We start from the raw sequence: 23,708 nt of genomic DNA on the forward strand, positions 1-23,708 counted from the left end.
AGCTATATTGTACCAGAAAATGGTTATTATTGGTGTTATTTTCTGTGATTTATGAGTCTTCTTGATCACTTTTCCATCGTCGATAGTAAGAATCTGCAAGAATGATGCCTAATGTAACTAAAACTAAAATACCGGCAACAATCGAAAGCGTTAAACTATGGTACACTCGGCTGAGCCCAGCTGCTACAGCTGTTACTAAAATTAACATGACCATCCCTACATTTTTGGACATGAAATCACTCCTCAAGTTCGTTACTCCTATTTTGCTTGTCTAACCAAATTTTATGAAGACTGTTCGGCTGATTTCAAGGTAATTGCACATTGATTGTTTTTTGAAGTAGTTGTAAAATTGTAACAATAATCGTCAATGAAATCGGATAGTGATTTGTTTGTCATCTATTGAGTTCTACCTATGAATTTATATTTGCTGTTCAAAATGAAGTCGAAGGTGAAAGAGTATGTTGAATCAGTTGAAGAAGTTTGAACAAAAGCATCGGAGAAAATGGGTTTTATTCATTGTCTTAATGATCACTTGGTTTGCTGTTCACACTGTGGTGATGGTCATTGATGGCGTAACAGATGACCTAGAAAAAAGTGATGTCGCCGTTGTTTTAGGAAATAAGGTTGAACGAAGTGGGGAGCCATCAGATCGCTTACAGGCCAGATTGGATAAAGCTGTTGATCTTTATGAACGAGGTTATTTTGATCACATCATCGTCAGTGGTGGGATTGGTGAAGAAGGATTCGATGAAGCAGATGTTATGCGGGCTTATTTAACAGAAAAAGAAGTACCGATTGAAAAAGTCACGACGGATTCTAACGGATATAATACCTATATGACAGCTGAGAATACAAAGTCCTTACAAGAGGATTTAGATATTGATTCAGTGACAGTGATTTCTCAATACCATCACTTGACTAGAACGAAGCTCGCTTTTCATAAGGTCGGGTTTGATCAAGTTTATTCAGGTCACGCTGAATATGTTGAGCTAAGGGATGTTTATTCAGTTGTTCGGGAGTTTGTCGCTTATTATGCTTACTTATTCAAATAAATCAACGGAGGACTTATGAAAAGAATTATCTACATAATACTTATAGTTACTGTGATCATCCTATTAATCACATTTTTAGGAAATGAATTATCGAAAGCAAGATCATTTCAGTTATTTGGTGATTTAGTCGATCACGTTGAGACGGAGGAGCATGTTGTCGCTTTAACATTTGATGATGGACCTGGTATCCATTCTGAGGAAGTGTTGCAAGTGTTGGATGAACAGGAGGTAAAAGCTACCTTCTTCTTAACAGGAGAAGAAATTGAAAATGAGCCTGAGTTAGCGCAACTTATGGCAGATCGTGGACATGAGATTGGGAACCATTCGTATTCACATGAACGAATGGTGTTAAAATCTCCCTCGTTTATTGAGAAGGAAGTTCAAAAGACAAATGGGCTTATTCGAGAAATAGGCTATAAGGGAGAGATTCACTTTAGGCCACCTTATGGAAAGAAGCTTTTCATTTTGCCGTATCATTTAAGTCAACATAACCAGAAAACGGTTATGTGGAATTTAGAACCAGAGTCGGATCCAGAATTGGCACGTGATTCGGAAAAAATGATCACATATGTTGAAGAAGAAGTGAAACCTGGGTCTATTATTTTGATGCACGTCATGTACGAAAATCGTAAGGAATCTTTAAAAGCGATACCAGGGATGATTGAAAGCTTAAAGGAAAAAGGTTATACATTTGTAACAGTCTCAGACCTGATGCAGGATCAAGGTAACTAGGAGGGTCGATATGATGAACTTTTCACATGAAGAAAAACAGTATATGATCAATCAAATTCAGAGTTATTATTTTGAAGAACATGGTCAGGAAATAGGTGAGTTAGCCGCTGGAAACTTTCTTGAGTTTGTTTCAAATGAACTCGGTCTCTTTTTTTATAATCAAGGGGTCCGTGAAGCAAAAGAGGTTGTGGAGCAAAAATTAATGAATGTGGATGAGGATTTAGTAGCTCTTGAACGGCCGGTTAAAAAAATGAGATAGGTGAGGTGGCCAACCATGGATGACTTATCATTAGTAATTCTTCCAATTCTTGCGGTGTTTGTGGGTGTATCGGCTTCCAAGTTTTTTAAATGGTGGATCACTCCGGTTTATACTTGGCTAGCTTATATCGGATTTATTTTGCTATATGAACTTGGGCTATATGGGCGAATGGAAGTATTCAAGACGATTGTAGAAGAGTTTCATACTAGCATTTTTTTAGCCTTGATTGCTACATTAATAAGGCTTACTATTGCTGGAATTGATAAGAGAAGAAACCGTATTATTTATGGTGCAGCGATGTTAACCTTTCTAGGGCTCATGATTGTAGGCCACCAGATGCAATATACGACTTATGAAGAGGTAATGTTAGATTGGGTAGAGCTAGATGACATAGAAAGTGTTGAGGTGAGGTTTATTGAACAAACAGGTGAGCAAATCTCTATAGGTTCAAGGTCTTTTCCAGCAACTAGCAGTACTGATGTGACTATAGAAGACCCACGATTAATTAAGAAGTTGGTTGAAGCTCCATCTAATGTGGAATTAAGAGAAGTTAATTTCCCTAGATTTGGCAACGATAAGTATATATTGATTAATTATTCTAAAGAAGTAGGTAGGCAAACTTTAAATGTAGAAATGGACGGAATTAGGGTTGATCGGGATTTTTATCAAGTGGTTGGCGATGAGAGTGTTTACAATATTGTTGAAGGTTTTGTCGAAAATGAAGACATATAGTTAAAAACCTCCTACAACGAGGAGGTTTAGCCTATTTTCTGAGATCGTCTTTTTCAATTAAGCTACCAAGTTCAACATCGAATTGGTTACCTGGGTCATTTAATGGGTAAACTCTTGCTTTACCATTCTGATCATCGACGTGTTGTATGTAGACACGCTCTCCGTTGTACTGGACATCTTTCATGTCTGGTGAGTTGGCAATTTCTCTAGCTCGTTCTTTGTTCATTTAAAATCCTCCTTTTTTAATGTGGACCTTCTTCAACCAAGTCATCTACTTGAACTTGTTGTCTTTCCTCAACATCTGTTAATGGAGACACAGTAGCAGTGTTGTTCTCTAGGTCAACATCTTGGATAAATACAGGTTGCCCCTGATAGCTGACGTTAATTAATACTGGGGCTTCGTATATTTGCTGTGCGCGCTGACTTTCCATAAAATCCTCCTTTTTTAAAAAGTCTCATTAATACTTTTTGTTATTTTATGTTAAATATACATGGTTATTGTGCTGACTATGATGTAGTAACCTAAAGTGACATCATCATAAAAACGCTCAAGGATGACATGACCTTGAGCGTTTATAGGTGTTTGTATTAATAATCTTCTTGACCGTCTTCTTTTAAAGATGCCTCAGGTTGACGGTCATCTTCTTCCACCTTTTTAAACTTGTCTAAATTACCGGCATTTTCAATATCCCCTGAGGCCTGATAGCCACCGATTTCCTGATTTGAAGTGGTTCCATAAAGCCCCATGCCACCTAGTTTGGCATTGACATTTTCTTCATTACGTTTCTTTTGATTATCTTTAGCCACGCTATACCTCCTAAAGTTTAAAGCAGTGTCATCCTATGGTTATTATTGATGTAAGTTTAATCGCTTATACATAAGAAAGACTGTAGTCTGACTGAAGCCATTGTGTGAGGTTCATTTATGTATGGTAAAATGAATCAAATAAGCTCATTAATGGAAATTTAAATCTAACATTAAAATGGCGAATGCCCCACTGGTGAAGCGATTGTGGAGGAAGTAGAAGAGCTGACTAAATGGAATAATAATTATTATTGGAGGAATCACATGGAAATTTTCGAAGATTTTTTAGCAAATATCGATCAGCCACAACATCGTGCGAGAGTGGAAGAGGTTTTGGATTGGATAGCTCAAAAGTTCCCTGATTTAAAGCCGGAATTTAAGTGGAATCAACCCATGTTTACCGATCATGGTACATTTATTATTGGCTTTAGTGTATCCAAAAAGCATATGGCCGTTGCTCCTGAAAGGGAGGGAATTATTCGTTTTTCTGAAGAAATTATAGAAGCTGGCTACGATCATACCAAAATGTTAGTTCGTTTCCCTTGGGACCGTCCCGTTGATTACTCTTTATTAGAAAAAATGATTGAGTTTAATATTAAGGATAAAGAAGATTGTGCGACTTTTTGGAGGAAATAAACTTAAGTGGCTATTAGATTAGGGTTGACGCTGAACGTGAGGGCTGATATTCTAATCGAATAGAAAGGTCGTTCTATATAAAATGAAGGAGAAGTGATTCAAGTGAGTCGATCCGTAAAAAAAGAAACATTACTTAACGTAGCTGAACGATTATTTTATGAACACGGTTTTCGTGGTGTAGGGTTAAAACAAATCATCAGTGAAGCGAATGTTGCCACGATGACTCTTTATAATCACTTTTCTTCCAAGGATCAATTGGTTGAAGAGGTACTAAAACAACGAGAAGAACGGTATTGGTCTTATTTAGATGCTCATGTGGAAATGGACTCAGATTCCCCATTCATTCTGGCTGTTGAAGCTCATGGACGATGGTTAAAGGAACAATCCTACCAAGGGGATATGTTTTTAAGAGCAATCGAGGATTATGCGGGGACTGATAATGAGATTGAAAATATTGCACGAGGGCACAAATCCAAATTACTTAAGTATTTTCAAGAGTTGGCTCAAAGAAAAGGAATAGAAAACGAACGTGATTTAGCTAATCAATTTACGTTGTTGCTTGAAGGAACGACATCGATGACGACGCTAATCGGTGCCGAGAAGGCAACAGAGCATTCTATTGCGATGGCGAGGACAATTGTCCAACATACATCGTAATTTTTTTACCTTTAAAATAGAAAGGTCGTTCTATATAAAATGTGAAGTTAGGGTGAATCCACATGAATTTTTCAAGGTTAGTTTTACCTGGGATTACAATGATTGCTGTAACCTATGGGTTAGCTAGATTTAGTTATGGATTACTTCTTCCGGATATGAATGAATCACTAGATATGTCTGAGTTTGTATCAGGCGTGATTTCGTCGTTATTTTATTTGGCTTATTGTTTTACTATCGTCTTATCGACAGTGATTACAACAAGAGAAGGACCAAGGAAGATGATTCTAGCAGCTGGTTTATCAGCCTTTTTAGGTTTACTTTTAATGTCGGTCACGCCAAATACTTGGATACTTGCTTTCGGTGTGTTGTTTGCTGGAGGAAGCACAGGATTAGTGTCTCCACCTTATGGCGCGGCTATATCACTTTGGATTAATAGGAATCAACAAGGAAAGGCAAATACATGGATTAATTCAGGTACTAGTTTAGGAATTGTCCTCTCAGGGTTAGGTTCAATTTTACTAACACCGAATTGGCGACTGACGTATTTCATCTATGCGATCTTAACATTACTTGTCTTGATATGGAATTTTAGAACTATACCGAAAGTTGCAGCAAAATCGAGTGCAATGTTTCAAAAAGGAAACCTCTCTATTCGTGGTGTGAAAGGTGCTATTCCTTTAATTTTAGCATCTCTTATCCTAGGAATTTCTACAGCTGCATTTTGGACTTTTTCAAGGTCGTTTATAGAGGTTTCAGGTAACTATAGTGATTGGCAACTATCTGGTTTTTGGGTTGCTATCGGTTTGTTTGGGATATTAGGTGGTTTTTCTGGTTCTTTAATTGAAAAAGCAGGATTGTCATTCGCTTATAAATTAGGGGCATTATCGATTGCGTTAGCATCTATGATTCTAGCAATTGCACCTGCCAATTGGTTTGTGTCTTATTTATCAGCCAGCGTCTTTGGTGGTTCTTATATATTTTTAACAGGGGTTTTATTAGTCTGGGGCATCCACGTATTTATCACCAATGCATCATTAGGCATTGGTATCCCGTTTTTACTTTTAGCTGTCGGTCAAGTTATAGGTTCATCATTTGCTGGGTTATTAATTAGTGAATGGGGCTATGTCATTTCGTTCATTTTATATGGCTTTGTGGGCATACTCGCAGCCTTTATAGCCCCAAAGAAGATAAGCAAGTACAGTCCTGTCAATAATTGAAGATTAAAAGAGTTGATGGATAAAAAGTAAAGACTGTCATTATTTAGAATATTTTGATTACAGGGTCTAAATAATGGAATAATATGTTAGTATATATTTAGAGAGGACCTCTCAACACCATAATGAAAGCTCATCATGGCAAAAAAACGTATAGATATAGCTTCTCAACACTGAAATGATGGGTCATCATTCATAAAACCGTTAAGAGGGAGGGTGCTGGATGGGTTTTATTATCTTTCTCATCATATTTCCTGCTATTGCAGTTGGGGTGGGTGTTTTCAGCTATTTAATGGTTAAAAAGTGGTGGGTTGTTCCCATTGCTACTTGGCTTTCTTATGTCATTATTCAATTACTCTATTTTTTAGTCGGGTACGGAAGGGTTGACCTCTTAGCTACCATTAATGAGGCATTAAATCCTTATAGTTTGGCTATATATCCGTTATTTGCGATCTTTATAGTAGCTATTATTAAAGGATATAAGGTAGATTCGGTGACTAATTGAAGGGAATTTGGTTCATTTTGGAGGTGACGATCTTGAGCTCAAAACAATCATTATATTTAACTATTGGGTTACTGATCCTTTTTTCAATATTATTGATGATTCAAGCAGGATATGCTCCATTTTACGGACTGATTAATCTATTTGAATGGGGAACGCGTTATGTTTTACCGTGGATCGCGTTGTATTGGTTGGTTCACTTGGTGAAAGTGATCAAAGCTGACCGAAATAACGAGGAGAAGTAACCGACTCATTCACGGTGATATTTATAAAGATCCAATTGCTATGGTGATAAGAATTGCAGATAGTGTGGGTGATTTAAATGGTGCAGAAATCCTTGAACTTGAAGGTCAAGAGCTTCAATTTCATCACAACGAAAGCATCGAAAGGGAAGCTGAGGCCGTTTTCATGCATATTAACTTTGAAGATCTAGGTTATGGTATTCAGTATTTCGTTGAAGAAAATGATATTGAAGAAGAAGCAAAGGCCCTTGCTAGAGATATTATTCAAAATAATTAAGTTCGATACCCAGGAAATATTTATTAAAATTGAAACAGGAATGTTGAAAAACAAACAGATTAACAAAAGAGTAAAATAAAGTATTTCTAGAACGATTGCCCATTTGATTCAACAGAGTCATTTTCCCGGCAAATAAGGCTTTAATAAGATTTCTAAACTACCCCCGTTAGTAGACTATTATCACAAACTTCCTATAAATTAAGAGAGATAACCCTAAGCTGAACCGGCTATCTCTCCTTTAAAGTTTGTCCATTTTTTAAAAGGAGTAAGACTCTCCGTCATTTGGCACTAACACGTTGTATGAGATTCCTTTTTCATTGGCAAAGGTTCTTAGATCTTCCCTTGATAATGTCCAATGGTTAACAGCTTCCATATGGACTGCAATAATCTTTGCGTTAGGGGCAGCCTTATATACTTGATAGACATCATCTTTCCCCATCACTAGAGATCCTCCTTCATTGAATTGATTATCCCCAGCATTGACGACAATAATTTCTGGATTGTGTGTGTCGATAACTTCTTGAACACCATCATACCAAACCGTATCACCAGCAACATATAACGTTTTCTCTGATGAGTGTTTAAATACAACTCCACACACGAGTCCTGCAGCTTTTAAGATTTCGCCTCTTCCGTGTTCACCTTTTGTCTTAGTCAATTGGATATCTTGAAAGACGGTATCCTCTTGTAAGACCTCGACATTTTGGAAACCGGCATCGCGTATTGCTGTAGCATCTTCTTCATTTTGGGAGTATAGTTTAATGTCTTTTGGCAAAGCTTCTACAGCTGCCATATCCCAGTGGTCAGGGTGAAGATGAGTGACGATCACTGCATCAATATCTTGAATGATCTTGTCAATGGATGTTGGCAAGCTTACTAATGGATTGTTTTGATCTTGTCTTGGCGCTTCAGGTAAGCCAACTTCAGGTCCAAAAGCTGGTAAAGTCCCTTTTTCCGCTAACATAGGATCAATTAAGAACCTTTTACCTGCATATTCAACAATAATTGTCGCATTACGAATTTGGTGGATATTCATATTTAATAACTCCTTTATCTTTTGAAAATTCCTCTGTACAATTATATTCTAAGCTATAGTCAGTGACCGGATACATAGATTAGATAAAGTATTTTGTCCACTTTACTTTATTTATGAAAGGAGATAGATGATGTTAGACAAAACTGATATACATATCCTAGATGAGCTATCTAAAAATAGTAGAATCTCGATGAAGGAGTTGGGCGAAAAAGTCCATTTAACTGGGCCAGCCACTTCTGCCAGGGTAGAAAAATTAGAGGATCATGGAGTTATTGAAGGATATACTATTAAACTAAATCAAGCTAAATTAGGGTTCTCTATTCATGCTTTTATAACTATCATCACACAAAATATCAATCATAAGCCATATTTGACGTTCATAAAAACGCAAGAGGAATATCTAATAAATAATTATAAAATTAGTGGAGATGGGTGTTATCTGCTCGAGTGTAGATTTCAATCCTATGAAATAATGGATCAATTTTTAGAGGAATTGAATGAGTTTGCAAACTATAAATTATCTATTGTCATTAATAAATAATTGATAATCACTAATAGGAGGGCATCATAGATGGATAAAAAAGAGTTTTTTATGTATTACTACAACAAGAATGTTGAAACGGATCGTGAAGAAGTTGGTGTGAAACTTGACGGTTTTGTCCTACCACTTAAAGATGGTAAGCAAATTGGACATAATGAATTTTTAGATAAATTTATCGACTTCCTTGAATCTGAGGGTTGGTCGTTTACAGGGTTGAGCGTTCAAATTAATGCTGATGGAAATGAAATTAAAGATATTGATGAGTAAAACTTAGATCAGTAAACGTTTATCCTATGATGACTGATTAATTCAAATGCTTAAGAAAACGTTCAGGATTGTTTAAGAAGTCTTTGGTTAAAGTGACATGCTCAATGTCCTCAAAATGTCTTTGACCCATCGTTCCATCTTCAATTACGTAAACATTCGCATAAGGAATTGCCATTAAGATGGGTGAGTGGGTGGCAATTATAAATTGACCATCTTGCTCAACCATTTCGTTTATCATGGCAATTAGCGATAATTGCTTAATGGGGGATAAGGGTGCTTCAGGCTCGTCTAAAATGTATAGACCATTGGGTTTAAATCTTGCTTGAAATAAATCTAAAAAGCTTTCACCGTGTGACCTTGTATCCAGACCTTCTCCGTAAGCATGGTTTAAATCGTGCAAAGTTCTAGCATAGGGAAGTGCTTCAAGACTGTTTGGGTCTCTTTGACGAATGTTTTGTAAAGCTTCAGTTGATTCCTCTTTCATGGTTTTCAGTCTTTGTGTGAAATTGATAAAATCATTAGCTCTAAAGAAAAAACCACTTTGCGTTTTGATCTTCCAAGTCAACTTCATGTGGTTACTTAAACTTCTAGCAGCAGTCAGGGTAGGGTCGTCATCGATATGTTCACCACCGATTAAAATGCTGCCTATATTTGAGGCAATGGCTTCAAGTAAGGTAGACTTTCCTGTTCCGTTGTCACCGACTAAAATGGTGACAGGCTTGTTGAAGCGTAACTCTTGGAAGTTTTGAATCAGAGGTAAATTGAACGGGTATCGATCGGTTTCTAAGACGTTTTTGATTTGCACTGATTTTAGATGTATCACTGGTAAGCCTCCTAATCTTTAGACTATGTCGATTTAAACACCTACTGTTTAAACCAAAAATTAAATAGCATAGTTAAGGTAGATTAACATAATCGTTAGGCCTGAGAGCTGATGGATATAATTTTTGCTTTCATGGAGATACTTCCAATCAAGATAGGCATGAAAACCAACAAAGATCGTTAAAAAGAACATAAGTAGGAATTTTACCAACTGAATATTCGAAAATCCTACGTTCAAAAACGTAATAACTGCAGCAGTAACGATGATGATCGTTCCATAAATCCCAATGGTGAAGCCATCAGTTTCTGAAAGCTTCTCCTTATTTTCCTTTCTACCAACCAAAAGGTAATAAATTAAACTAACTATACCTAATATAATCGATGTCTCCAATGTGACGTCTGTGATCATAGTTTATCTCACTTCCAAATAAGATTTAAGAATTTAAGAATCTAACTCTTCCCACTCAATTTCATCATGTTCTTTTAATCCTTCGATAAAGTCCTTTAAGTCAATGTCATTGGTGATTTCATAACTCCCTCTAACAGAGTTATAGATTAGTAAATAATCACCATCAGAATAGACACTGTATGATGAAGTTGAGTTATAGTTTTCGTCGGTAGGGTTTGTCACTGTAAACCTTACATGGTAGTTCATGTCCATAGAATGTAACCGTTGATCACTTTCTTTTAGGTTAATATCAGAGAAAACATCTAGAATTTGCTCCATTTGTTCTTCGTCTTTAATAATGGCACGCTCATTATCTTTTTGGAAACCTGTTTCATCTTTGAATTGCTCCGTAATAGATATTTCCTTGATTTCACTTTCCTCATGCAGCCAGTCAGAAGTGGCTTCTGTAAAGGAAGCATATTTAGTAAGCTCAAAAGTGATGAGAAAGACGATGAATAGAAGCACTGCCCCACCAATTTTCCATTTATTAAATAAATTTGGACTAGGATTACTTTTGCCTGCATCAGTATGGTCGTTATTTCGGTCGGTATAAGTAGCGTGTAGAGCTGTTGCAATGAAATACACAATAAAAATGATCAATGCCCATAGGCCAAGCTTACTTGCTTGAGGTATATCTGAGCCTTTTGTGATTAAGAAGCTTAATAAAAAAGTTAATGGAAGGTATAGTAATAAAAATTGTTTAATATGGGATGTTAACAGGTGTCGGTTGCTCGGTTGATCTTGTCTTTTATGTGTCATATGAATTCTCCTTCGACCATTTAGCTTTTACATAAACATATGCTAACATATTTTTACTAAGAGTGAGGGTTATTTCTCGAATATTTGTTCAATATTGGTGAAGCCACGTTAGTGGACTTGACTTATAGATATACTAGATCAGCTTTTTGTTAATTAGCTAGCTATTTATGTTGATTGAAAGTGTGTAATTGTTGATTGAATACTGATTTTTGTTGATAAATGCTCAAGTTTTGTTGATTGAAAGCCTATTTATGTTGATTGACCTACGAATTTTGTTGATTTGATTGATCGGAAGTGTGGTTTTTCCTCTTCATCAACCATTCTTTAAATGATAAACAACAGACATAAGTCATGATGATCAAGACTCCAATCCAAGATGACACGGTTTCTGGTATGAACTCAAATGATGGTAGGTAGTTATTGATCCAATTACTTAAGTATTTTAATGTCAGAGCCAAACTGAAGCCAACACAAATACTTAGTAAGAAGGAGAAGAAGTGGCTTTTGATTTTCCCCCAGTAGACAAACGTGAAAATTCCCGTGATGACAATAAGATTAGCAATATATTCCATTAATAAAACACCCCAAAGTTAAGTTATTTACAATATAACATATAATTTAGAAATTTTTGTATTTCAGTCTGAAATATGGTATTTTACATATATAACTTTTTGTAAATGGTTGGAAAATTTTTCTTTAGATAGAGTGAAGGATGAAGAAGGTGTTGCTGCCGTGTTACCACCTAAAGAGATTTTAAGCACATGGAAGAAGTTTGACAATTTCCCGATGGAGACGTTGACGAAGCTGTGGTATTTTGAACAAGAACAGGAACCTAAGCAACGTTCGGTTTCGTTAATGAAAGAACATCGCGAGCAATTTGGAGTATCAGGAAATTGTTTTGACTTAGCGATTTGGTTAATGGATAAATTTAAACGGGAGGGGATCCAGACTTATCCAGTCGGACATGACTTGTATACAGATAGGGCACACGTTGCAGTCATAGCAGTAGACGAAATGGGTAAGAGATATTTTTGTGATCTTGGAGACCAGTGGATTCAGCCGATTTTGGTTGATCGATTTGATGAAGATTTTACCCATGAGCCGTTGGGTGGTTTCTTCCCAGCAGCCAAAGTTCAGGTACTACCTAGTGGGGGTGAGGTGGAAATTCGCTATCACCGTCCGAATGGAAAATATTCATCACAAGCTTTTAGTCTTGAACCGATCGACTATAGTGAATTCGTGAAAATGGCTGAGCTTTCCCAACGGACGATTCGAAAACGTCCATTAGTTGAGTGCCGAATTCCTCATGAAGCAGAGGTTGTCCATTGGGAATTTAATGATTGGAAAAGTTTTTTGAGTTCAAGTAAAGGGCTGTTTGATGAACCACCATTAAAGTCAGTAAAAAGTTGGGCCACGCGAATTCACGAGCAAACAGGGATGGATCAAGAGTTTGTGGTAGGTGTGTTGAGAAAATATCAAGCGTTAATGGGCGTTAGATAATTTTTAAGTGTGGTAGGTAGTTAGGAGGGGGAAAATGTCAGTTAACCCATTATTGTTGGAGTTTCCAGATCAATTTGAAACGGAACAATTCATTATAAGAAGCCCTAGACCGGGTGATGGTAAGGCTTTGAATGAAGCGATTGTTGCTTCTATTAACGAATTGTTGCCATGGATGGAATTTGCTCAAAGCATTCCAACTGTCGAGGAATCTGAAATAAATATTCGTAAGGCTTATACGAAGTTTTTAAATCGTGAAGACCTCAGATTATTAGCCTTTCACAAAGAAACTGGGCAGTTAGCTTGCTCGAGTGGTTTACATAGGATTAATTGGAAGATCCCTAAATTTGAGATTGGTTATTGGACGGATTCTCGCTTGACGGGAAAGGGTTATACGACAGAGATTGTAAATGGCATCACAGATTTTGCCTTTAGTGAATTAAAGGCGAAACGACTAGAAATTCAATGTGATGCCAAAAACGAAGGCAGTCAAGCAGTTGCTGAAAAAGTAGGATTTGAATTAGAAGGAATACTAAGGAATCACAGTTTGTCTGTTAATGGTACAGAGTTACGAGATACTTGTGTATATTCTAAAATAGTTTAAACAACATCAAGCGTTTATGAATTTTCGTAAGTTTGGTAAATCTCTTTTTTGGCTAGAATTTCGTTTGCTTCTGCTATTTCAGCATTGTCATCAACTGCGTCACCTGGGTAGTCCTGTTCATCTCTTAATGGGCGATAGGCTCTTACACCGTTTTGAATCGTAAACCCCGCATTTGTGCTGTCATCAGTTGGAAATTTAAAGGTTTGTTTACGTTTCTCAGTCATTATGCTCACCTCATCATTATCTTGTGATCAATTGTGATTTTTATACGTTGGTACGCTTCCTATAAGTAGGGCAGTTATGGCTTAAATGATTCAAAAATTGGAGCGAGGTCAATGGTAACCATTGAAAAATTGTTTTCTTCGGTGATGACTGGTGTCATTATCATTTATTTGTTATTGGATTGGCAGTTTGTTATCGTAGCTTTCTTATCGATTCTTTTGCTTGCGGGTAGTCTATATTCTGTTGTAGCAGATTATCTGATTGAAGTGAAACACTTTCAACATAAGACGGTTGAGTATTTATATTCTCTGTTTTTATACGCGTTTGGTGGGGTCTTGGTTATTGCTTTGTTTCAAATTGTTCAAGGATCTATTCCAGACTTTACATTATGGGCACCATGGCTTTTTTTAGGTGTGTTTCCAGCTCTACTTTACTTTCATGTTATGTTGGTTTTTAGGGTTGTATTTCGAAGGTTTTATGACTAAGAAGCTAATGATTCATATCAAGTACCGCCAGAAGCGGAATAAAAATGTTGCAGCTATTGTTTGAACCTCTAAGAGCAATCACTAATTTCGGAGGGGAGAATATGTTTTTGAAAGATTTACCTAATTTTCCGATTAGGTTAAAAGGAAATATTTCGAAACAGTTTTTAGAGCGAGGGTTAAACGATTTTCATCAGACTATTGACTGGGTTGCCCACCTACCTTATGGGCGAACATCCAAGCGAAGTCAATATAAGTTGGTCCTTTCTGAGGAGAAAGGAACTTGTAGTACTAAACATGCATTACTTGCTAAGTTGTCTAGTGAACAAGGGCGAGAAGACATCAAGTTATTTACGGGAATTTATGAAATGAATAAAGTAAATACACCAGAGATTGGTGAGGTGTTGGGTCAGTATGATTTAGAGGCAATTCCTGAAGCTCATTGTTATTTAAAATATGGTGATGAGCGCTTCGATTTCACGAGGGTTGAAAGTATGGATGACCCGATTGATTCCTTTCTAATCGAAAAAGAAATTACTCCTTTACAAATTGGAGATTTCAAATTTGCTTTTCATCGTGTTTACATAGCGAAATGGTTAAGAGAAAAAGAATTAGCTGATCAATTAACCGTGGATCAAATATGGGGAATTCGGGAAGAGTGCGTAGGGGCTTTGACAGTGCAATGAGGAAATTGATGTAGCAAGTGATGGAATTTCATACATCTCTTTAATATTTATTTCCGGTTAAATTACATGTATTTTAGGTATTCGGAAAGGAATAAGTGGTATAGCATTAAACAACAAGGAGTTATTCCATGTGGTTGGATTTTCTCAAATTGGTAACACTATACCTGTTAATCTTCTGTGTGTTGCGACTGTTAGGGAAGTCGTTGTTTTCACAATGGACACCTTATGATTTTGTGACGATTGTCTTTTTAGGATACTTAGCTTTTATTGCGATTGATATTGATGGTTTTTTTAGTGCCATTATCGGTATTTTAATTATTGGGTTTGTTTATTTAGTGGTCTCACGTTTGAGTCTGATCCAACCATTCGATCGTTATATTGTTGGGGAGGCCACAATTTTAATCAAACATGGAAAAATTATTGAAAAAAATTTAAAACGAAGCCGTTACTCGTTAACAGAATTATTGTCGAGTATTCGGATTGCTGGTAGTCCGGATATAAAGGATATCGATTACGCTTTGCTGGAGCCAAATGGACAAATTAGTATTATTAAAAATCGAGACATAACGCCGGTCACGCCTAGACAATTAAATATAGAAACTGAGTATAAAGGTTTACCAATTGCTGTTGTCATTCAAGGTAGAGTACAAAAAAGAAATTTGAAGTCAATTGATAAAGACGAGGATTGGTTGATGAAGGAACTGCGTTTTAAAGGATACAAAAGTCTAGATGGCATCTATTATGCATATGTAAATGATCAAACACATTCTTTAACCGTGGATACAGTTGAATAAACATGCTAGAGCTGATGTCTTGTTTTTGGTTACAAGGGCATCAGCTCTTTTATATTGTTTACCAAAATCGTCTTCTTTCAGGCAGTTTGTAACGATTGGTAGGTGTTATATTATTATGTTTGTGTTCAATGACAGGATTCGTGTCTTCATCATGTTTTACTAAAGAGTCTAGCTTTTTAATGGCATCTTCTAATTCCGAATCACTTAAATCTCCTTTCGCATACATACTACAAAGCATTCCGTAAGCAATGGCTTTGGTATTAATATCTACATTAACAGTCAAGTCGACATCGGAATTCCCACTGTCCTTCAACAAGGTATTCACTTTGTTTTCAACGGGGTCACCCATTTTGATCCCTCCTTAATGATAGGTAGAAGGGGATGCTATAAGAGCATCCCCTTTAAAGCTTAGGATTAATACTTTCCGTCTCTTTGATCTAAGTCTGAATCCGCTTTTGTTCTGACTCGAGCTTTAGAATCACCGTCTACTTTGATGTCTATATCTAACCATGAGTTTCCGCTGTTTACAACTCTAGCAATATTCACATTTTTATCTTTAAGTGTATTGTCACTTTTAAGGTCACTATCTAATTTTGATAGAGCATCTGCATCATTTTTTGCGTTTGCTGTAACGTCTCGATCTCTATTAAAGTAACTCATAACAACCCCTCCTTAAGTTTAAGTTACAATATTATATTCTTGTTTTCTAATAGTGGTTGGACAAAGGTACAAACTAGGTTATAGACTTTTGCGCATATTCGATCAGAATGCTCACAGGAAGTGATTTAATGGATATAAAAAGTCATTGAGTTTCGTGCGAAGGTGAAGCCCTGCCAGTGGCAAGCGAGTAGTCAATCAAGCGTTTTATTTTAAAAAAAGAATTCGAATTTGTGTTGTTACCTAACAAAAATTTTTAGAACCAAAAAAGAAGGACTGTCTAAACATAAACCTGACATAAAAGTCAAATTCATGTAGACAGTCCTATGACTATTAGTTAAAAATCTTAAGCATCGTCTAGTACTTCTAAGGCATTAGCAGTTTTTTTGGCAAACTGTAAAGGTGGCTCAATAGATTGAAAGTGAATATACATTAAACGAGGATCTTCGAATAACCAGTGATTGTGAACCGCTGTTAATTGAATATCTTGTTCCACTAGCCTTTCGACAAAAGGATTAATCTCATGTTGCAGAATCACCGTTTCTCCTAAATTGAGCGTGTTCCCATTTTCATCAGGATTTTCAAATGAGAAAAACTGTGGGAATACTAATGGAGAATTGGTTTCACGTCCCATAATGCTGGCCTCAAGGTCTCTGACTCGGGAAGCCACACAGACACCATTAACAACCTCAGAATCTGCGTTTAAAATCTCAGCAAAACGTTCACAAATACTAGCAAAGTCTTCTCTACTATTTCCCTGATTTCTATTTTGTAAACCTCTTAATCTATGATTAAATCTATTGTTGTTTGACATTCTAACCACCTCCTTTCACTACATCCATACGTGAAAGGAGATCGCTTTGCTTGAGTGAATATCTATTATGATATAAAAATGGTAGATTTGTTGATTAATGTGATTCAATAGAGTGCTTATGATTTGTTTAAGTAGGCAATACCATCTGGATGAATACCGACATCAATTCGTGTTTCTTCTTTTAAAGTTTCCATATTAATTAGTGAGATATCGTTGGTTTTGTTGTTGGCAACATAAGCGTAGCTACCGTCGTGGTTGTGAGTGATTCCACCAGCCCAACGACCGACAGGAATACGTTTAATTTCCCACGGTCTTACTTGGCCGTTCACTTTCTGTTCCGTTTGAATCACCGAGACATCATGCGAGTAGCGATTGGCAGTTAATGCGTACTTGCCATCAGGTGTGAAGATGAGACGAACCGGTAATTCGCCAATTCGACGTTTGAAAAGGGTCTCGTAATTCTCGCGATCAATCACATATAATGTGTTGTCTTCTTGGTTAGCAACATAAATATGCTTGCCATTCGGGTGAACAGCCAATCCTTCTGGGCCTTGTCCTACAGGGAAGTGATTGACGACTGTTTCTGTTTCAACATCAATCTCGGTCACGTTATGACTACCGATGTTAGGTACATAAATCGTTTTCCCATCTGGTGAAAATGAAATCATATGTGACTTATCCTGATAGGTTGGGAAAATATTTTCGATCTCATCAGTTTCTGTATTGATAACAAAAATCTTACTACAAAACGTGCTTGCAAGAAAAAGTTTTTTGCCGTCTTGGGTAATATCAACCCCATGTGGGAAGGCGAATTCAGGGTGTTCAATTGTTTTGGTGATTTGGAATGTGTCGTTATCCATGACATCAACGGCGTTACCTAAAGAACAAGCGATATAGGTTTTCTTCCCGTCTTTACTGATTACAACTTCGTGTGGGTTGTGTGACGTTGGGATGGTCTTAATTGATTCTTGTTTTTGCAAATCAACAATCGATAAGGTGTCCTCATCTTTGTTTAGTACGATTAAGTAATTTTCCATCATGAACCTCCTATATGTATAAATATTTAACAAAATCATTTTAACATTTAAAAAATTCAAACGCGACAATTTTTATTCGAAATCCGAAGTTTTTTAGGTGTGTGTTATAATAATGGAAATTATCTGATAGTGGTGAGAGGGTGTTGGTGATGATTAGAAAAATGATGGAACTGGATTTGAAACAAGTACAACACGTGGCTCGTAAAAGCTGGCATGATACATATGAAGGCATCATCCCACGTGAGGTGCAGGATCAGTTTTTAGATCAAGCTTATAGTGATGAAAATATGCGGAGACGGTTGGAGCATGGTGGTGTTTGGGTAGCTGAAGCGGATGGTGTGGTGACTGGGTTTGCGAATTTTTCACCGGTGAATCGTGATGGACAAGCGGTTTTAGCAGCGATTTACTTACTGCCAGAGAGCCAAGGTCATGGTATTGGGACCAAGTTGTTGAATGCCGGGTTAGAAGGTTTGACAGGTTTACGTCAATTGTACGTTGAAGTGGAAAAAGATAATCAAAAAGGCCTGAAGTTTTATGAAGCGCGCGGCTTTGAAGTTGTTGAGGAATATGATGATGAGTTTGCAGGTCATATTTTAAAGACGTTGAAAATGGTGAAAAAGGTTTAGGCCCATGTGTGTAGTTCGGGTTGGGGATGGTTGACAGTCGGACGAGAGGTGTTGACGGTCGGATGCGTGGTGCTGACGGTCGAATGAGTGGTGCTGACAGTCGGACGAGAGGAGCTGAACGCCGGATGAGAGGAGCTGACGGTCGGATGAGTGGAGCTGACGGTCGGATGAGTGGTGCTGACAGTCGGACGAGAGGGGCTGAACGCCGGACGAGAGGAGCTGACCGTCGGATGAGAGGTGTTGACGGTCGGTGACGGTCGAATGAGTGGTGCTGACGGTCGGATGAGAGGGGCTGAACGTCGGATCGCGTTCGCCGACAGTCGGATCGTCTACCTAATCGACATCCGGCAGCAGCAATAAATACATAATTAATGGAGGTGTTTGATTATGAACCACAATATTACAGATGTTCCTGGTGTGAAAGTTGGTCATCAACAGAATTATAAGGCGAGAACCGGCTGTACAGTGATTTTGACAGAGGCTGGTGCGACTTGTGGTGTCGATGTACGTGGCTCAGCGCCGGGGACGCGCGAGACGGACTTGTTGGATCCAGTTAATTTAGTCGACCAGGTCCATGCGATTAGTTTAGCAGGGGGGAGTGCTTATGGACTCGATGCGGCTAGTGGCGTCATGAAATTTTTAGAAGAGAACGGAGTCGGTATGGATGTTGGTGTAGCTAAGGTTCCTATTGTCCCAAGTGCAATTTTATTTGATTTGGCTGTTGGTGATCCAAGTGTGCGTCCTGATCAAATGATGGGTTATGAAGCTGCTCGTCTGGCTGAAAGTGGTGAAGTTAATCAAGGAAGTGTCGGTGCTGGTTGTGGTGCGACGGTTGGCAAGATAGCGGGGTTCGAGCAAGTGACAGATAGTGGGATTGGTAGTGCCTCAATTAAGCTTGATAACGGTTTGATTGTCGGTGCAATTGTGGCCGTTAATGCTTTCGGTGATGTGCGTGACCCAGAGACTGGCGAGATTGTTGCTGGAGCAATTGAACCGGAATCAGGGCATTTTTTAGAAAGTGCTAAGGCCATGCGTCAAATGGTAGAAACGGGTGGTTTCCCAGGAACGAATACGACGATTGGTGTGGTCGCATCAAATGCTAAGTTGACTAAGGCTGAAGCGCAAAAAGTAGCACAAGTGGCGCAAAATGCTATCGGCAGGACCATTTCACCGGCGCATACGATGTTTGATGGTGATACGATATTTGCTTTAGGTACTGGTGAAGACTCTTATCCAGTTGACTTGGTTGCCTCACTAGGATGTGAGGTTATGGAAAAAGCAATTTTACGTTCGGTTGATAAAAATAATTGATGATTTTTGAATAAATTTTCCACTTTCGTTTTAGAATAAGAGAGGAAAAAACGGAGGTGAAAGTATGGCACGTATAGCTGTTGAGAACAATTTATCAGATGTAAGCCAAGCTTTAGCACAAGAAGGGCATGAGGTTGTTGCATTAGAAGGTGATCAAGTGCCTGATTGTGACTGCTGCTGTATTTCAGGTCAGGATGAAAACATGATGGGAATGAGCGACAAAAAGACAAACGCTCCCGTCATTAACTGTGATGGGAAATCTGCTAACGACATCGTGGAAGAAGTCAACAAACGTTTTCAGTAAAAAAATGAAGGTTGAATTGACTTTAGTGTGGTCAATTCAACCTTTTTCGTTTTATTGAAAGAAGGGGAACTTGGCGAGTGCCAAGTTTAGTCCAATTAATTGAGGAATGATTAAGTTAATTAGTGAATAGCAGGAATTATTGATGAATGTGCTACATAGTTGATGAATGGCTGTGATGATTGTGGAATGCGTTTAATGATTAGTGAATAGCAAGAATTATTGATGAATGTGCTAAATAATTGATGAATTACTACTGTTAATTGCTGAGTGTGATTAATTTATTGTGGAATCGCTCGCTTTTATGCTTGAATTGCACAATTAACTGATGAATAGCTCCTTATAATTAACGAATTCACCTCGCCAATTACTCTAAAAATAAAAAAGCTGAATGTCATATCCATTCAGCTCATTTCAAGTAACCGAAATTCTTCAATATTTTATATCTGTTGACGGTGAGTATCCCTTGCCAGTATCGTCTTGATATCGCGAATTCTTCTGGGTACTCGTTCCAACTCCAGGTGATATTCCAAATGCCATCACTACTCATTAGTTCTACATAGTATTGTAAATTGGCCTCAACTAACCTCCCTAAGCGGCTGCATAATGGATGTTCTGGATGATCGATGTAATCAAGTGGTAATGTTTGATAGTCTTGCCCCCATTTGGATGGGTCTTGTTCGATAGTTTGTTCGGCAAGCTTTAGCACTTTCTCCATCACTTCTGCGAGTGGATAAGGCATGGTACGGTTGAAAATATATTCGTGGGGTCTAATGATTTTGAGAAATTGTTGGAAGTTTTGGATTTCGTGCATGTCCATTTTCGGTACGGTCATTAAATGGTCAATGGCAACTCTAGCTGTTTGCCAACCTAATTGGGCTGCTTCTGATTCGATCGGTGACCAATGAATTAAAAATGCTGATAATTCAATACTCGGATTGAAATTCCAAAATTCTTGAGCTTCTTCTTGCCAGGTCCATTGTGGTGCATGGGGATAGTCGTTATTCTCTGGTAGGACGGATGGCCACATGCCTGATTTGACTTGTTCGGTTTGAACTAAGTATGAGATGAGTGATTGTACCATCTCGTGATTAGCGTCGACATTCATTTCGATTAAAATTTGTCCAGCTGCCCAAGTTGCCATAGGTGATGATGATGGCAGCCAAATATCAGGCTCTATTCCGTTTCCAAAGCCACCATCTTCGTTTTGAAAAGCGGATAAGTATTTTAAGACATTTTCTTTCCTTCCGTCTTGAAAATGATATTCCCACCTAGCATTCTCCAAGGGCCTTGCCGAGCGTTTCATCCATTGATTGGCTTGATTAAATGCTTCTAAGACTTGGTCCATATGTACTCTCCTTTCGAGTTGTCTATATAGGTTATTCTCGATCTCTTTACATAATCCCTTCCCAAATTGTCTGTAATGAGCCGATCCTATACTCATTGGAAAGCTTTATTTATTTACTCGATATTCTTTCCCATCTCTGCTTCTTTCCATGAACCCGTATTCAATTAAATATCGTCTTAACGTGACATAGTCGTGATAAATTTGTTTTAAAATCTGATTCACTTCTAATTCTGTATAAGATTGGTCACGATCAAAATTGGTAAGAATTTGTTGAAGGACAATAATTTTTCGTTTTTCTTTACTTGGAAATTGTTTCAGTGGTTGGTCAAGTCCTTTGTCAAAACAAGTGTTTAGTATTTTTTCTCGTTCCTCTTCAGTAATGGCATAGCGTTCGTCCACCATTGTCGCCCCCTTGTGAATGTTAATGAAATGGTTTCCTTCGTCTTGCTTTTCGTGGAGTGATTCCATGAGTGCTAAAAAGACTTTGGCTTGTTTTTCTTTTTCTTTTAATTTGAATCGATGATGTCTGACAGTTGATGTATTTTTGGCATTAATATGTTCAGAAATTTCTTTGTCAGAACGTCCAGCTCTAAATTGACGAAGGATTTCTTGTTGCGTTTCTGTTAAGCCAGTGTACTTCTTCTCCATAGAGATTAAATAATCAAACATTGAGCCATGAGTTTGTTTGATGTGCTGCTGAGTTGCTTTTTCTGCCTCGTATAATGTTTCTCCAATTGGATAGATGATGCCTTTTTCATAAGGTTTTTCACAAATGAGGCAGATAAAAGCATCTTGGTCTGGGTTGTAAATATAACCTTTAGAAAGTTCTTCACTTGATGCATTCCAAAATAAATCATCTGACATATTAAACACCTCTTATTTCTGTTTGGTTATTAGCTAACATTATATACTTTTGTATTAATATTTGCAAACATAACTTTATTTTGTTGTTTTTTGATTACCTTTTTGAAAATTTAAAAAATGTTTAGTAGTCTGTCATTTAATGGTAAGCTATAGGAAAGAAAGAGTGGGGGAGAGTCATTTGGGGATTGTACAGAAGATCATGTTAGCTATTTTCTTTAGTGTGGGTATCGGATTTTTCGGATTTGTTTTAGGTTTAATTTCGCTGTTTTCAGGTGGACAGAACTTCATGGCACCTTTTATTGCAGGTGTCGCCTTAGGTTCAATTATTTTAGTCAATTTGCGATTGTTCAATGCTTTTAATAAAAAGCTTTATAAGAAGATTGCTTGGTCTTTTTATGGTTTGTGCGCAATTATGTTAGTTAGTTACATAGGTTATAGTTATTATTTAGAAAGCATACAGGTGGTTAGCACTCAGGATGTTGACCTTCGTGAGTATGAACCTTTTTCGTCGAATACAAAGGTAGTTGAGTTAGAAGACGAAGCAACTTTTCAGATTAATCATAACCCACCGAAATTAGACGGATCGACTGCTTTATATCCGGTTTATGCTGCGTTTGCTCAGGCTGTTTACCCTGAAGGAGATTATGATCCTTATAGTCCTTCCAGTGAAGTTAAGTCCACACAAACGGATGGAGCTTATCAAAGGCTCATTGATGGAGAGGTAGACATTATTTTTGCCCCTGAACCGTCTAGCAATCAAAAGCGAAAAATTGAGAATTCAAATTTAGATGTCAAATGGACACCGATTGGACGTGAGGCGTTTATCTTTTTTACCCATTCGGATAACCCAGTTGATCGACTTACAACGGAAGAGATTCAAGGAATTTATGCTGGCGAAATCACCAACTGGAGTGAAGTTGGTGGTCGCGATCAAGAGATTAAAGCCTTTCAACGACCTGAAAATAGTGGTAGTCAATCAGCTTTAAGGTCATTTATGGGAACCAAACAGCTGATGAAGCCACCACAGGATGATGTTGTGTCTGCAATGGGTGGAATAGTCGAGCAAACACAAGATTATCATAATCACCGCTATGCGATTGGCTTTTCGTTTAGATTTTTTGCCAGTGAAATGGTGGATCGTGGTCGTATTGAATTTATTGAAATAGATGGGGTTTATCCAGATCAAGAGTCAGTTCGAGATGGTTCGTATCCTATTGCGTCAGAGTTTTATGCGGTTACAGCTGACAGCGACAATGAACATGTTGAAGGTTTTCTAGAGTGGATGAAGTCAGAACAAGGCAGGTGGATTATTGATCAGACGGGGTATGCTCCTGTGGTGGAGTAAAAGTGACCATGGAGTACTGTGTAGTCGTGATAAATAGTTTGGTTTAAATAAAAAAATGCCCCCTTATTGTGAACTATACCCCAGTTAGTGGACTTAAAATAAAAAGTCCCCTATCTGGGGTTTATTATGTTAATTGTTGT

At 37.6% G+C, this 23,708-nt stretch carries 38 protein-coding genes; 22 read left to right on the forward strand and 16 right to left on the reverse strand.

Features of this window, described 5'->3' with window-relative positions:
• Nucleotides 1–49: 49 nt before the first annotated feature.
• Entirely contained in the window at nucleotides 50–232 is a 183-nt protein-coding gene (locus HWQ49_RS13195) for a hypothetical protein (RefSeq protein WP_188208096.1), read from the reverse strand.
• Nucleotides 233–458: 226 nt separating this feature from the next.
• On the opposite strand from HWQ49_RS13195, the gene HWQ49_RS13200 reads away from it, so the two are divergent.
• The 4 genes from HWQ49_RS13200 to HWQ49_RS13215 are packed head-to-tail and all read left to right on the forward strand — an operon-like array spanning nucleotide 459 to nucleotide 2,775.
• Complete coding sequence (locus tag HWQ49_RS13200) at nucleotides 459–1,052, forward strand: YdcF family protein (protein ID WP_188208097.1); 594 nt, start codon at nucleotides 459–461, stop codon at nucleotides 1,050–1,052.
• A gap of 15 nt (nucleotides 1,053–1,067) precedes the next feature.
• The gene (locus HWQ49_RS13205) at nucleotides 1,068–1,784 is read left to right on the forward strand and encodes a polysaccharide deacetylase family protein (protein WP_188208098.1); all 717 of its coding nucleotides are present in this window, start codon (nucleotides 1,068–1,070) and stop codon (nucleotides 1,782–1,784) included.
• A 10-nt stretch (nucleotides 1,785–1,794) separates the two neighbouring features.
• Complete coding sequence (locus HWQ49_RS13210) at nucleotides 1,795–2,043, forward strand: DUF2164 domain-containing protein (RefSeq protein WP_188208099.1); 249 nt, start codon at nucleotides 1,795–1,797, stop codon at nucleotides 2,041–2,043.
• Between the two features lie 15 nt (nucleotides 2,044–2,058).
• Nucleotides 2,059–2,775: a hypothetical protein gene (locus HWQ49_RS13215; protein WP_188208100.1), complete on the forward strand. Its 717-nt coding sequence runs from the start codon at nucleotides 2,059–2,061 to the stop codon at nucleotides 2,773–2,775.
• A 31-nt stretch (nucleotides 2,776–2,806) separates the two neighbouring features.
• On the opposite strand, the gene HWQ49_RS13220 is transcribed toward HWQ49_RS13215, so the two are convergent.
• The 3 genes from HWQ49_RS13220 to HWQ49_RS13230 all read right to left on the reverse strand — a co-directional run bounded on the left by HWQ49_RS13220 (nucleotide 2,807) and on the right by HWQ49_RS13230 (nucleotide 3,582).
• Nucleotides 2,807–3,001, reverse strand: coding sequence for an H-type small acid-soluble spore protein (locus HWQ49_RS13220; RefSeq protein WP_188208101.1), 195 nt, complete (start codon nucleotides 2,999–3,001; stop codon nucleotides 2,807–2,809).
• Nucleotides 3,002–3,017: 16 nt separating this feature from the next.
• Nucleotides 3,018–3,206: an H-type small acid-soluble spore protein gene (locus HWQ49_RS13225; RefSeq protein WP_188208102.1), complete on the reverse strand. Its 189-nt coding sequence runs from the start codon at nucleotides 3,204–3,206 to the stop codon at nucleotides 3,018–3,020.
• 157 nt (nucleotides 3,207–3,363) lie between these two features.
• Nucleotides 3,364–3,582 carry a hypothetical protein gene (locus HWQ49_RS13230; protein WP_188208137.1) on the reverse strand — a complete coding sequence of 73 codons (219 nt, stop codon included), beginning with the start codon at nucleotides 3,580–3,582 and terminating at the stop codon, nucleotides 3,364–3,366.
• A 261-nt stretch (nucleotides 3,583–3,843) separates the two neighbouring features.
• On the opposite strand from HWQ49_RS13230, the gene HWQ49_RS13235 reads away from it, so the two are divergent.
• From HWQ49_RS13235 to HWQ49_RS13260, 6 genes are all read left to right on the forward strand, one after another.
• Nucleotides 3,844–4,215: an iron chaperone gene (locus HWQ49_RS13235; RefSeq protein ID WP_188208103.1), complete on the forward strand. Its 372-nt coding sequence runs from the start codon at nucleotides 3,844–3,846 to the stop codon at nucleotides 4,213–4,215.
• Between the two features lie 102 nt (nucleotides 4,216–4,317).
• Nucleotides 4,318–4,872, forward strand: a complete 555-nt coding sequence (locus tag HWQ49_RS13240; protein ID WP_188208104.1) for a TetR/AcrR family transcriptional regulator — start codon at nucleotides 4,318–4,320, stop codon at nucleotides 4,870–4,872.
• Nucleotides 4,873–4,934: 62 nt separating this feature from the next.
• Nucleotides 4,935–6,089 carry an MFS transporter gene (locus HWQ49_RS13245; protein ID WP_188208105.1) on the forward strand — a complete coding sequence of 385 codons (1,155 nt, stop codon included), beginning with the start codon at nucleotides 4,935–4,937 and terminating at the stop codon, nucleotides 6,087–6,089.
• 220 nt (nucleotides 6,090–6,309) lie between these two features.
• Complete coding sequence (locus tag HWQ49_RS13250) at nucleotides 6,310–6,591, forward strand: hypothetical protein (RefSeq protein WP_188208106.1); 282 nt, start codon at nucleotides 6,310–6,312, stop codon at nucleotides 6,589–6,591.
• 32 nt (nucleotides 6,592–6,623) lie between these two features.
• Nucleotides 6,624–6,833 (forward strand): hypothetical protein, encoded by a 210-nt coding sequence (locus tag HWQ49_RS13255; RefSeq protein WP_188208107.1) that lies wholly within the window; start codon nucleotides 6,624–6,626, stop codon nucleotides 6,831–6,833.
• A 40-nt stretch (nucleotides 6,834–6,873) separates the two neighbouring features.
• On the forward strand, nucleotides 6,874–7,107 hold the full coding sequence (locus HWQ49_RS13260; protein ID WP_188208108.1) for a hypothetical protein: 234 nt from the start codon (nucleotides 6,874–6,876) through the stop codon (nucleotides 7,105–7,107).
• Between the two features lie 256 nt (nucleotides 7,108–7,363).
• Here the strand turns inward: HWQ49_RS13260 and HWQ49_RS13265 are convergent, their stop codons facing one another.
• Complete coding sequence (locus HWQ49_RS13265) at nucleotides 7,364–8,143, reverse strand: MBL fold metallo-hydrolase (protein WP_188208109.1); 780 nt, start codon at nucleotides 8,141–8,143, stop codon at nucleotides 7,364–7,366.
• 130 nt (nucleotides 8,144–8,273) lie between these two features.
• Here HWQ49_RS13265 and HWQ49_RS13270 point away from each other — a divergent pair, with 130 nt between their 5' ends.
• The gene (locus HWQ49_RS13270; RefSeq protein WP_188208110.1) at nucleotides 8,274–8,684 is read left to right on the forward strand and encodes an Lrp/AsnC family transcriptional regulator; all 411 of its coding nucleotides are present in this window, start codon (nucleotides 8,274–8,276) and stop codon (nucleotides 8,682–8,684) included.
• A gap of 30 nt (nucleotides 8,685–8,714) precedes the next feature.
• Nucleotides 8,715–8,951 carry a hypothetical protein gene (locus HWQ49_RS13275; protein WP_188208138.1) on the forward strand — a complete coding sequence of 79 codons (237 nt, stop codon included), beginning with the start codon at nucleotides 8,715–8,717 and terminating at the stop codon, nucleotides 8,949–8,951.
• 37 nt (nucleotides 8,952–8,988) lie between these two features.
• Here the strand turns inward: HWQ49_RS13275 and HWQ49_RS13280 are convergent, their stop codons facing one another.
• The 4 genes from HWQ49_RS13280 to HWQ49_RS13295 form a co-directional block, all read right to left on the reverse strand.
• A complete protein-coding gene (locus HWQ49_RS13280; protein WP_317450934.1) occupies nucleotides 8,989–9,774 on the reverse strand; it encodes an AAA family ATPase in 786 nt (261 codons plus the stop codon).
• Between the two features lie 60 nt (nucleotides 9,775–9,834).
• Nucleotides 9,835–10,182 carry a DUF4181 domain-containing protein gene (locus HWQ49_RS13285; RefSeq protein ID WP_188208111.1) on the reverse strand — a complete coding sequence of 116 codons (348 nt, stop codon included), beginning with the start codon at nucleotides 10,180–10,182 and terminating at the stop codon, nucleotides 9,835–9,837.
• Nucleotides 10,183–10,215: 33 nt separating this feature from the next.
• Complete coding sequence (locus tag HWQ49_RS13290) at nucleotides 10,216–10,980, reverse strand: hypothetical protein (RefSeq protein ID WP_188208112.1); 765 nt, start codon at nucleotides 10,978–10,980, stop codon at nucleotides 10,216–10,218.
• A gap of 263 nt (nucleotides 10,981–11,243) precedes the next feature.
• The gene (locus tag HWQ49_RS13295; RefSeq protein WP_188208113.1) at nucleotides 11,244–11,552 is read right to left on the reverse strand and encodes a hypothetical protein; all 309 of its coding nucleotides are present in this window, start codon (nucleotides 11,550–11,552) and stop codon (nucleotides 11,244–11,246) included.
• A 160-nt stretch (nucleotides 11,553–11,712) separates the two neighbouring features.
• On the opposite strand from HWQ49_RS13295, the gene HWQ49_RS13300 reads away from it, so the two are divergent.
• Nucleotides 11,713–12,480, forward strand: coding sequence for a hypothetical protein (locus HWQ49_RS13300; RefSeq protein ID WP_317450935.1), 768 nt, complete (start codon nucleotides 11,713–11,715; stop codon nucleotides 12,478–12,480).
• A gap of 34 nt (nucleotides 12,481–12,514) precedes the next feature.
• The gene (locus HWQ49_RS13305) at nucleotides 12,515–13,081 is read left to right on the forward strand and encodes a GNAT family N-acetyltransferase (RefSeq protein WP_188208114.1); all 567 of its coding nucleotides are present in this window, start codon (nucleotides 12,515–12,517) and stop codon (nucleotides 13,079–13,081) included.
• A gap of 14 nt (nucleotides 13,082–13,095) precedes the next feature.
• Here the strand turns inward: HWQ49_RS13305 and HWQ49_RS13310 are convergent, their stop codons facing one another.
• Nucleotides 13,096–13,305, reverse strand: a complete 210-nt coding sequence (locus HWQ49_RS13310) for a hypothetical protein (RefSeq protein WP_188208115.1) — start codon at nucleotides 13,303–13,305, stop codon at nucleotides 13,096–13,098.
• A gap of 111 nt (nucleotides 13,306–13,416) precedes the next feature.
• On the opposite strand from HWQ49_RS13310, the gene HWQ49_RS13315 reads away from it, so the two are divergent.
• From HWQ49_RS13315 to HWQ49_RS13325, 3 genes are all read left to right on the forward strand, one after another.
• On the forward strand, nucleotides 13,417–13,788 hold the full coding sequence (locus HWQ49_RS13315) for a hypothetical protein (protein WP_188208116.1): 372 nt from the start codon (nucleotides 13,417–13,419) through the stop codon (nucleotides 13,786–13,788).
• A 101-nt stretch (nucleotides 13,789–13,889) separates the two neighbouring features.
• Nucleotides 13,890–14,471, forward strand: a complete 582-nt coding sequence (locus tag HWQ49_RS13320) for a hypothetical protein (protein WP_188208117.1) — start codon at nucleotides 13,890–13,892, stop codon at nucleotides 14,469–14,471.
• 128 nt (nucleotides 14,472–14,599) lie between these two features.
• Entirely contained in the window at nucleotides 14,600–15,265 is a 666-nt protein-coding gene (locus HWQ49_RS13325) for a DUF421 domain-containing protein (protein ID WP_188208118.1), read from the forward strand.
• Nucleotides 15,266–15,323: 58 nt separating this feature from the next.
• On the opposite strand, the gene HWQ49_RS13330 is transcribed toward HWQ49_RS13325, so the two are convergent.
• The 4 genes from HWQ49_RS13330 to HWQ49_RS13345 form a co-directional block, all read right to left on the reverse strand.
• Nucleotides 15,324–15,614, reverse strand: a complete 291-nt coding sequence (locus HWQ49_RS13330) for a hypothetical protein (protein WP_188208119.1) — start codon at nucleotides 15,612–15,614, stop codon at nucleotides 15,324–15,326.
• A 65-nt stretch (nucleotides 15,615–15,679) separates the two neighbouring features.
• Nucleotides 15,680–15,925 carry a hypothetical protein gene (locus HWQ49_RS13335; RefSeq protein WP_188208120.1) on the reverse strand — a complete coding sequence of 82 codons (246 nt, stop codon included), beginning with the start codon at nucleotides 15,923–15,925 and terminating at the stop codon, nucleotides 15,680–15,682.
• Nucleotides 15,926–16,268: 343 nt separating this feature from the next.
• Nucleotides 16,269–16,736, reverse strand: coding sequence for a DUF1259 domain-containing protein (locus tag HWQ49_RS13340; RefSeq protein WP_188208121.1), 468 nt, complete (start codon nucleotides 16,734–16,736; stop codon nucleotides 16,269–16,271).
• Between the two features lie 116 nt (nucleotides 16,737–16,852).
• Complete coding sequence (locus HWQ49_RS13345) at nucleotides 16,853–17,773, reverse strand: YncE family protein (RefSeq protein ID WP_223155186.1); 921 nt, start codon at nucleotides 17,771–17,773, stop codon at nucleotides 16,853–16,855.
• 140 nt (nucleotides 17,774–17,913) lie between these two features.
• Here HWQ49_RS13345 and HWQ49_RS13350 point away from each other — a divergent pair, with 140 nt between their 5' ends.
• The 4 genes from HWQ49_RS13350 to HWQ49_RS13365 all read left to right on the forward strand — a co-directional run bounded on the left by HWQ49_RS13350 (nucleotide 17,914) and on the right by HWQ49_RS13365 (nucleotide 20,014).
• Nucleotides 17,914–18,399, forward strand: coding sequence for a GNAT family N-acetyltransferase (locus HWQ49_RS13350; protein WP_188208123.1), 486 nt, complete (start codon nucleotides 17,914–17,916; stop codon nucleotides 18,397–18,399).
• Between the two features lie 62 nt (nucleotides 18,400–18,461).
• A complete protein-coding gene (locus HWQ49_RS13355) occupies nucleotides 18,462–18,653 on the forward strand; it encodes a hypothetical protein (protein WP_188208124.1) in 192 nt (63 codons plus the stop codon).
• 133 nt (nucleotides 18,654–18,786) lie between these two features.
• Nucleotides 18,787–19,710 carry a P1 family peptidase gene (locus tag HWQ49_RS13360; RefSeq protein ID WP_188208125.1) on the forward strand — a complete coding sequence of 308 codons (924 nt, stop codon included), beginning with the start codon at nucleotides 18,787–18,789 and terminating at the stop codon, nucleotides 19,708–19,710.
• A gap of 64 nt (nucleotides 19,711–19,774) precedes the next feature.
• Nucleotides 19,775–20,014: a YkuS family protein gene (locus tag HWQ49_RS13365; protein WP_188208126.1), complete on the forward strand. Its 240-nt coding sequence runs from the start codon at nucleotides 19,775–19,777 to the stop codon at nucleotides 20,012–20,014.
• Between the two features lie 406 nt (nucleotides 20,015–20,420).
• Here the strand turns inward: HWQ49_RS13365 and HWQ49_RS13370 are convergent, their stop codons facing one another.
• Entirely contained in the window at nucleotides 20,421–21,359 is a 939-nt protein-coding gene (locus HWQ49_RS13370) for a prenyltransferase/squalene oxidase repeat-containing protein (RefSeq protein WP_188208127.1), read from the reverse strand.
• Nucleotides 21,360–21,464: 105 nt separating this feature from the next.
• Nucleotides 21,465–22,223: a DUF2087 domain-containing protein gene (locus tag HWQ49_RS13375; protein WP_188208128.1), complete on the reverse strand. Its 759-nt coding sequence runs from the start codon at nucleotides 22,221–22,223 to the stop codon at nucleotides 21,465–21,467.
• A 178-nt stretch (nucleotides 22,224–22,401) separates the two neighbouring features.
• Between HWQ49_RS13375 and HWQ49_RS13380 the strand changes: the two genes are divergently transcribed.
• Complete coding sequence (locus HWQ49_RS13380) at nucleotides 22,402–23,568, forward strand: PstS family phosphate ABC transporter substrate-binding protein (protein ID WP_188208129.1); 1,167 nt, start codon at nucleotides 22,402–22,404, stop codon at nucleotides 23,566–23,568.
• Nucleotides 23,569–23,708 lie beyond the last annotated feature (140 nt).

It is taken from the genome of Alkalibacillus aidingensis (genome assembly GCF_014595945.1).
In the GTDB taxonomy this organism is placed as follows: domain Bacteria; phylum Bacillota; class Bacilli; order Bacillales; family Alkalibacillaceae; genus Alkalibacillus; species Alkalibacillus aidingensis.

What these genes read in the sequence shown, in the direction of transcription:
- HWQ49_RS13195 (WP_188208096.1), bottom strand. Translation starts at nt 232, where the DNA reads ATGTCCAAAAATGTAGGGATGGTCATGTTAATTTTAGTAACAGCTGTA.
- HWQ49_RS13200 (WP_188208097.1), top strand. Translation starts at nt 459, where the DNA reads ATGTTGAATCAGTTGAAGAAGTTTGAACAAAAGCATCGGAGAAAATGG.
- HWQ49_RS13205 (WP_188208098.1), top strand. Translation starts at nt 1,068, where the DNA reads ATGAAAAGAATTATCTACATAATACTTATAGTTACTGTGATCATCCTA.
- HWQ49_RS13210 (WP_188208099.1), top strand. Translation starts at nt 1,795, where the DNA reads ATGATGAACTTTTCACATGAAGAAAAACAGTATATGATCAATCAAATT.
- HWQ49_RS13215 (WP_188208100.1), top strand. Translation starts at nt 2,059, where the DNA reads ATGGATGACTTATCATTAGTAATTCTTCCAATTCTTGCGGTGTTTGTG.
- HWQ49_RS13220 (WP_188208101.1), bottom strand. Translation starts at nt 3,001, where the DNA reads ATGAACAAAGAACGAGCTAGAGAAATTGCCAACTCACCAGACATGAAA.
- HWQ49_RS13225 (WP_188208102.1), bottom strand. Translation starts at nt 3,206, where the DNA reads ATGGAAAGTCAGCGCGCACAGCAAATATACGAAGCCCCAGTATTAATT.
- HWQ49_RS13235 (WP_188208103.1), top strand. Translation starts at nt 3,844, where the DNA reads ATGGAAATTTTCGAAGATTTTTTAGCAAATATCGATCAGCCACAACAT.
- HWQ49_RS13245 (WP_188208105.1), top strand. Translation starts at nt 4,935, where the DNA reads ATGAATTTTTCAAGGTTAGTTTTACCTGGGATTACAATGATTGCTGTA.
- HWQ49_RS13250 (WP_188208106.1), top strand. Translation starts at nt 6,310, where the DNA reads ATGGGTTTTATTATCTTTCTCATCATATTTCCTGCTATTGCAGTTGGG.
- HWQ49_RS13260 (WP_188208108.1), top strand. Translation starts at nt 6,874, where the DNA reads ATGGTGATAAGAATTGCAGATAGTGTGGGTGATTTAAATGGTGCAGAA.
- HWQ49_RS13265 (WP_188208109.1), bottom strand. Translation starts at nt 8,143, where the DNA reads ATGAATATCCACCAAATTCGTAATGCGACAATTATTGTTGAATATGCA.
- HWQ49_RS13270 (WP_188208110.1), top strand. Translation starts at nt 8,274, where the DNA reads ATGTTAGACAAAACTGATATACATATCCTAGATGAGCTATCTAAAAAT.
- HWQ49_RS13275 (WP_188208138.1), top strand. Translation starts at nt 8,715, where the DNA reads ATGGATAAAAAAGAGTTTTTTATGTATTACTACAACAAGAATGTTGAA.
- HWQ49_RS13285 (WP_188208111.1), bottom strand. Translation starts at nt 10,182, where the DNA reads ATGATCACAGACGTCACATTGGAGACATCGATTATATTAGGTATAGTT.
- HWQ49_RS13290 (WP_188208112.1), bottom strand. Translation starts at nt 10,980, where the DNA reads ATGACACATAAAAGACAAGATCAACCGAGCAACCGACACCTGTTAACA.
- HWQ49_RS13295 (WP_188208113.1), bottom strand. Translation starts at nt 11,552, where the DNA reads ATGGAATATATTGCTAATCTTATTGTCATCACGGGAATTTTCACGTTT.
- HWQ49_RS13305 (WP_188208114.1), top strand. Translation starts at nt 12,515, where the DNA reads ATGTCAGTTAACCCATTATTGTTGGAGTTTCCAGATCAATTTGAAACG.
- HWQ49_RS13310 (WP_188208115.1), bottom strand. Translation starts at nt 13,305, where the DNA reads ATGACTGAGAAACGTAAACAAACCTTTAAATTTCCAACTGATGACAGC.
- HWQ49_RS13315 (WP_188208116.1), top strand. Translation starts at nt 13,417, where the DNA reads ATGGTAACCATTGAAAAATTGTTTTCTTCGGTGATGACTGGTGTCATT.
- HWQ49_RS13320 (WP_188208117.1), top strand. Translation starts at nt 13,890, where the DNA reads ATGTTTTTGAAAGATTTACCTAATTTTCCGATTAGGTTAAAAGGAAAT.
- HWQ49_RS13325 (WP_188208118.1), top strand. Translation starts at nt 14,600, where the DNA reads ATGTGGTTGGATTTTCTCAAATTGGTAACACTATACCTGTTAATCTTC.
- HWQ49_RS13330 (WP_188208119.1), bottom strand. Translation starts at nt 15,614, where the DNA reads ATGGGTGACCCCGTTGAAAACAAAGTGAATACCTTGTTGAAGGACAGT.
- HWQ49_RS13335 (WP_188208120.1), bottom strand. Translation starts at nt 15,925, where the DNA reads ATGAGTTACTTTAATAGAGATCGAGACGTTACAGCAAACGCAAAAAAT.
- HWQ49_RS13340 (WP_188208121.1), bottom strand. Translation starts at nt 16,736, where the DNA reads ATGTCAAACAACAATAGATTTAATCATAGATTAAGAGGTTTACAAAAT.
- HWQ49_RS13345 (WP_223155186.1), bottom strand. Translation starts at nt 17,773, where the DNA reads ATGGAAAATTACTTAATCGTACTAAACAAAGATGAGGACACCTTATCG.
- HWQ49_RS13355 (WP_188208124.1), top strand. Translation starts at nt 18,462, where the DNA reads ATGCGTGGTGCTGACGGTCGAATGAGTGGTGCTGACAGTCGGACGAGA.
- HWQ49_RS13360 (WP_188208125.1), top strand. Translation starts at nt 18,787, where the DNA reads ATGAACCACAATATTACAGATGTTCCTGGTGTGAAAGTTGGTCATCAA.
- HWQ49_RS13365 (WP_188208126.1), top strand. Translation starts at nt 19,775, where the DNA reads ATGGCACGTATAGCTGTTGAGAACAATTTATCAGATGTAAGCCAAGCT.
- HWQ49_RS13370 (WP_188208127.1), bottom strand. Translation starts at nt 21,359, where the DNA reads ATGGACCAAGTCTTAGAAGCATTTAATCAAGCCAATCAATGGATGAAA.
- HWQ49_RS13375 (WP_188208128.1), bottom strand. Translation starts at nt 22,223, where the DNA reads ATGTCAGATGATTTATTTTGGAATGCATCAAGTGAAGAACTTTCTAAA.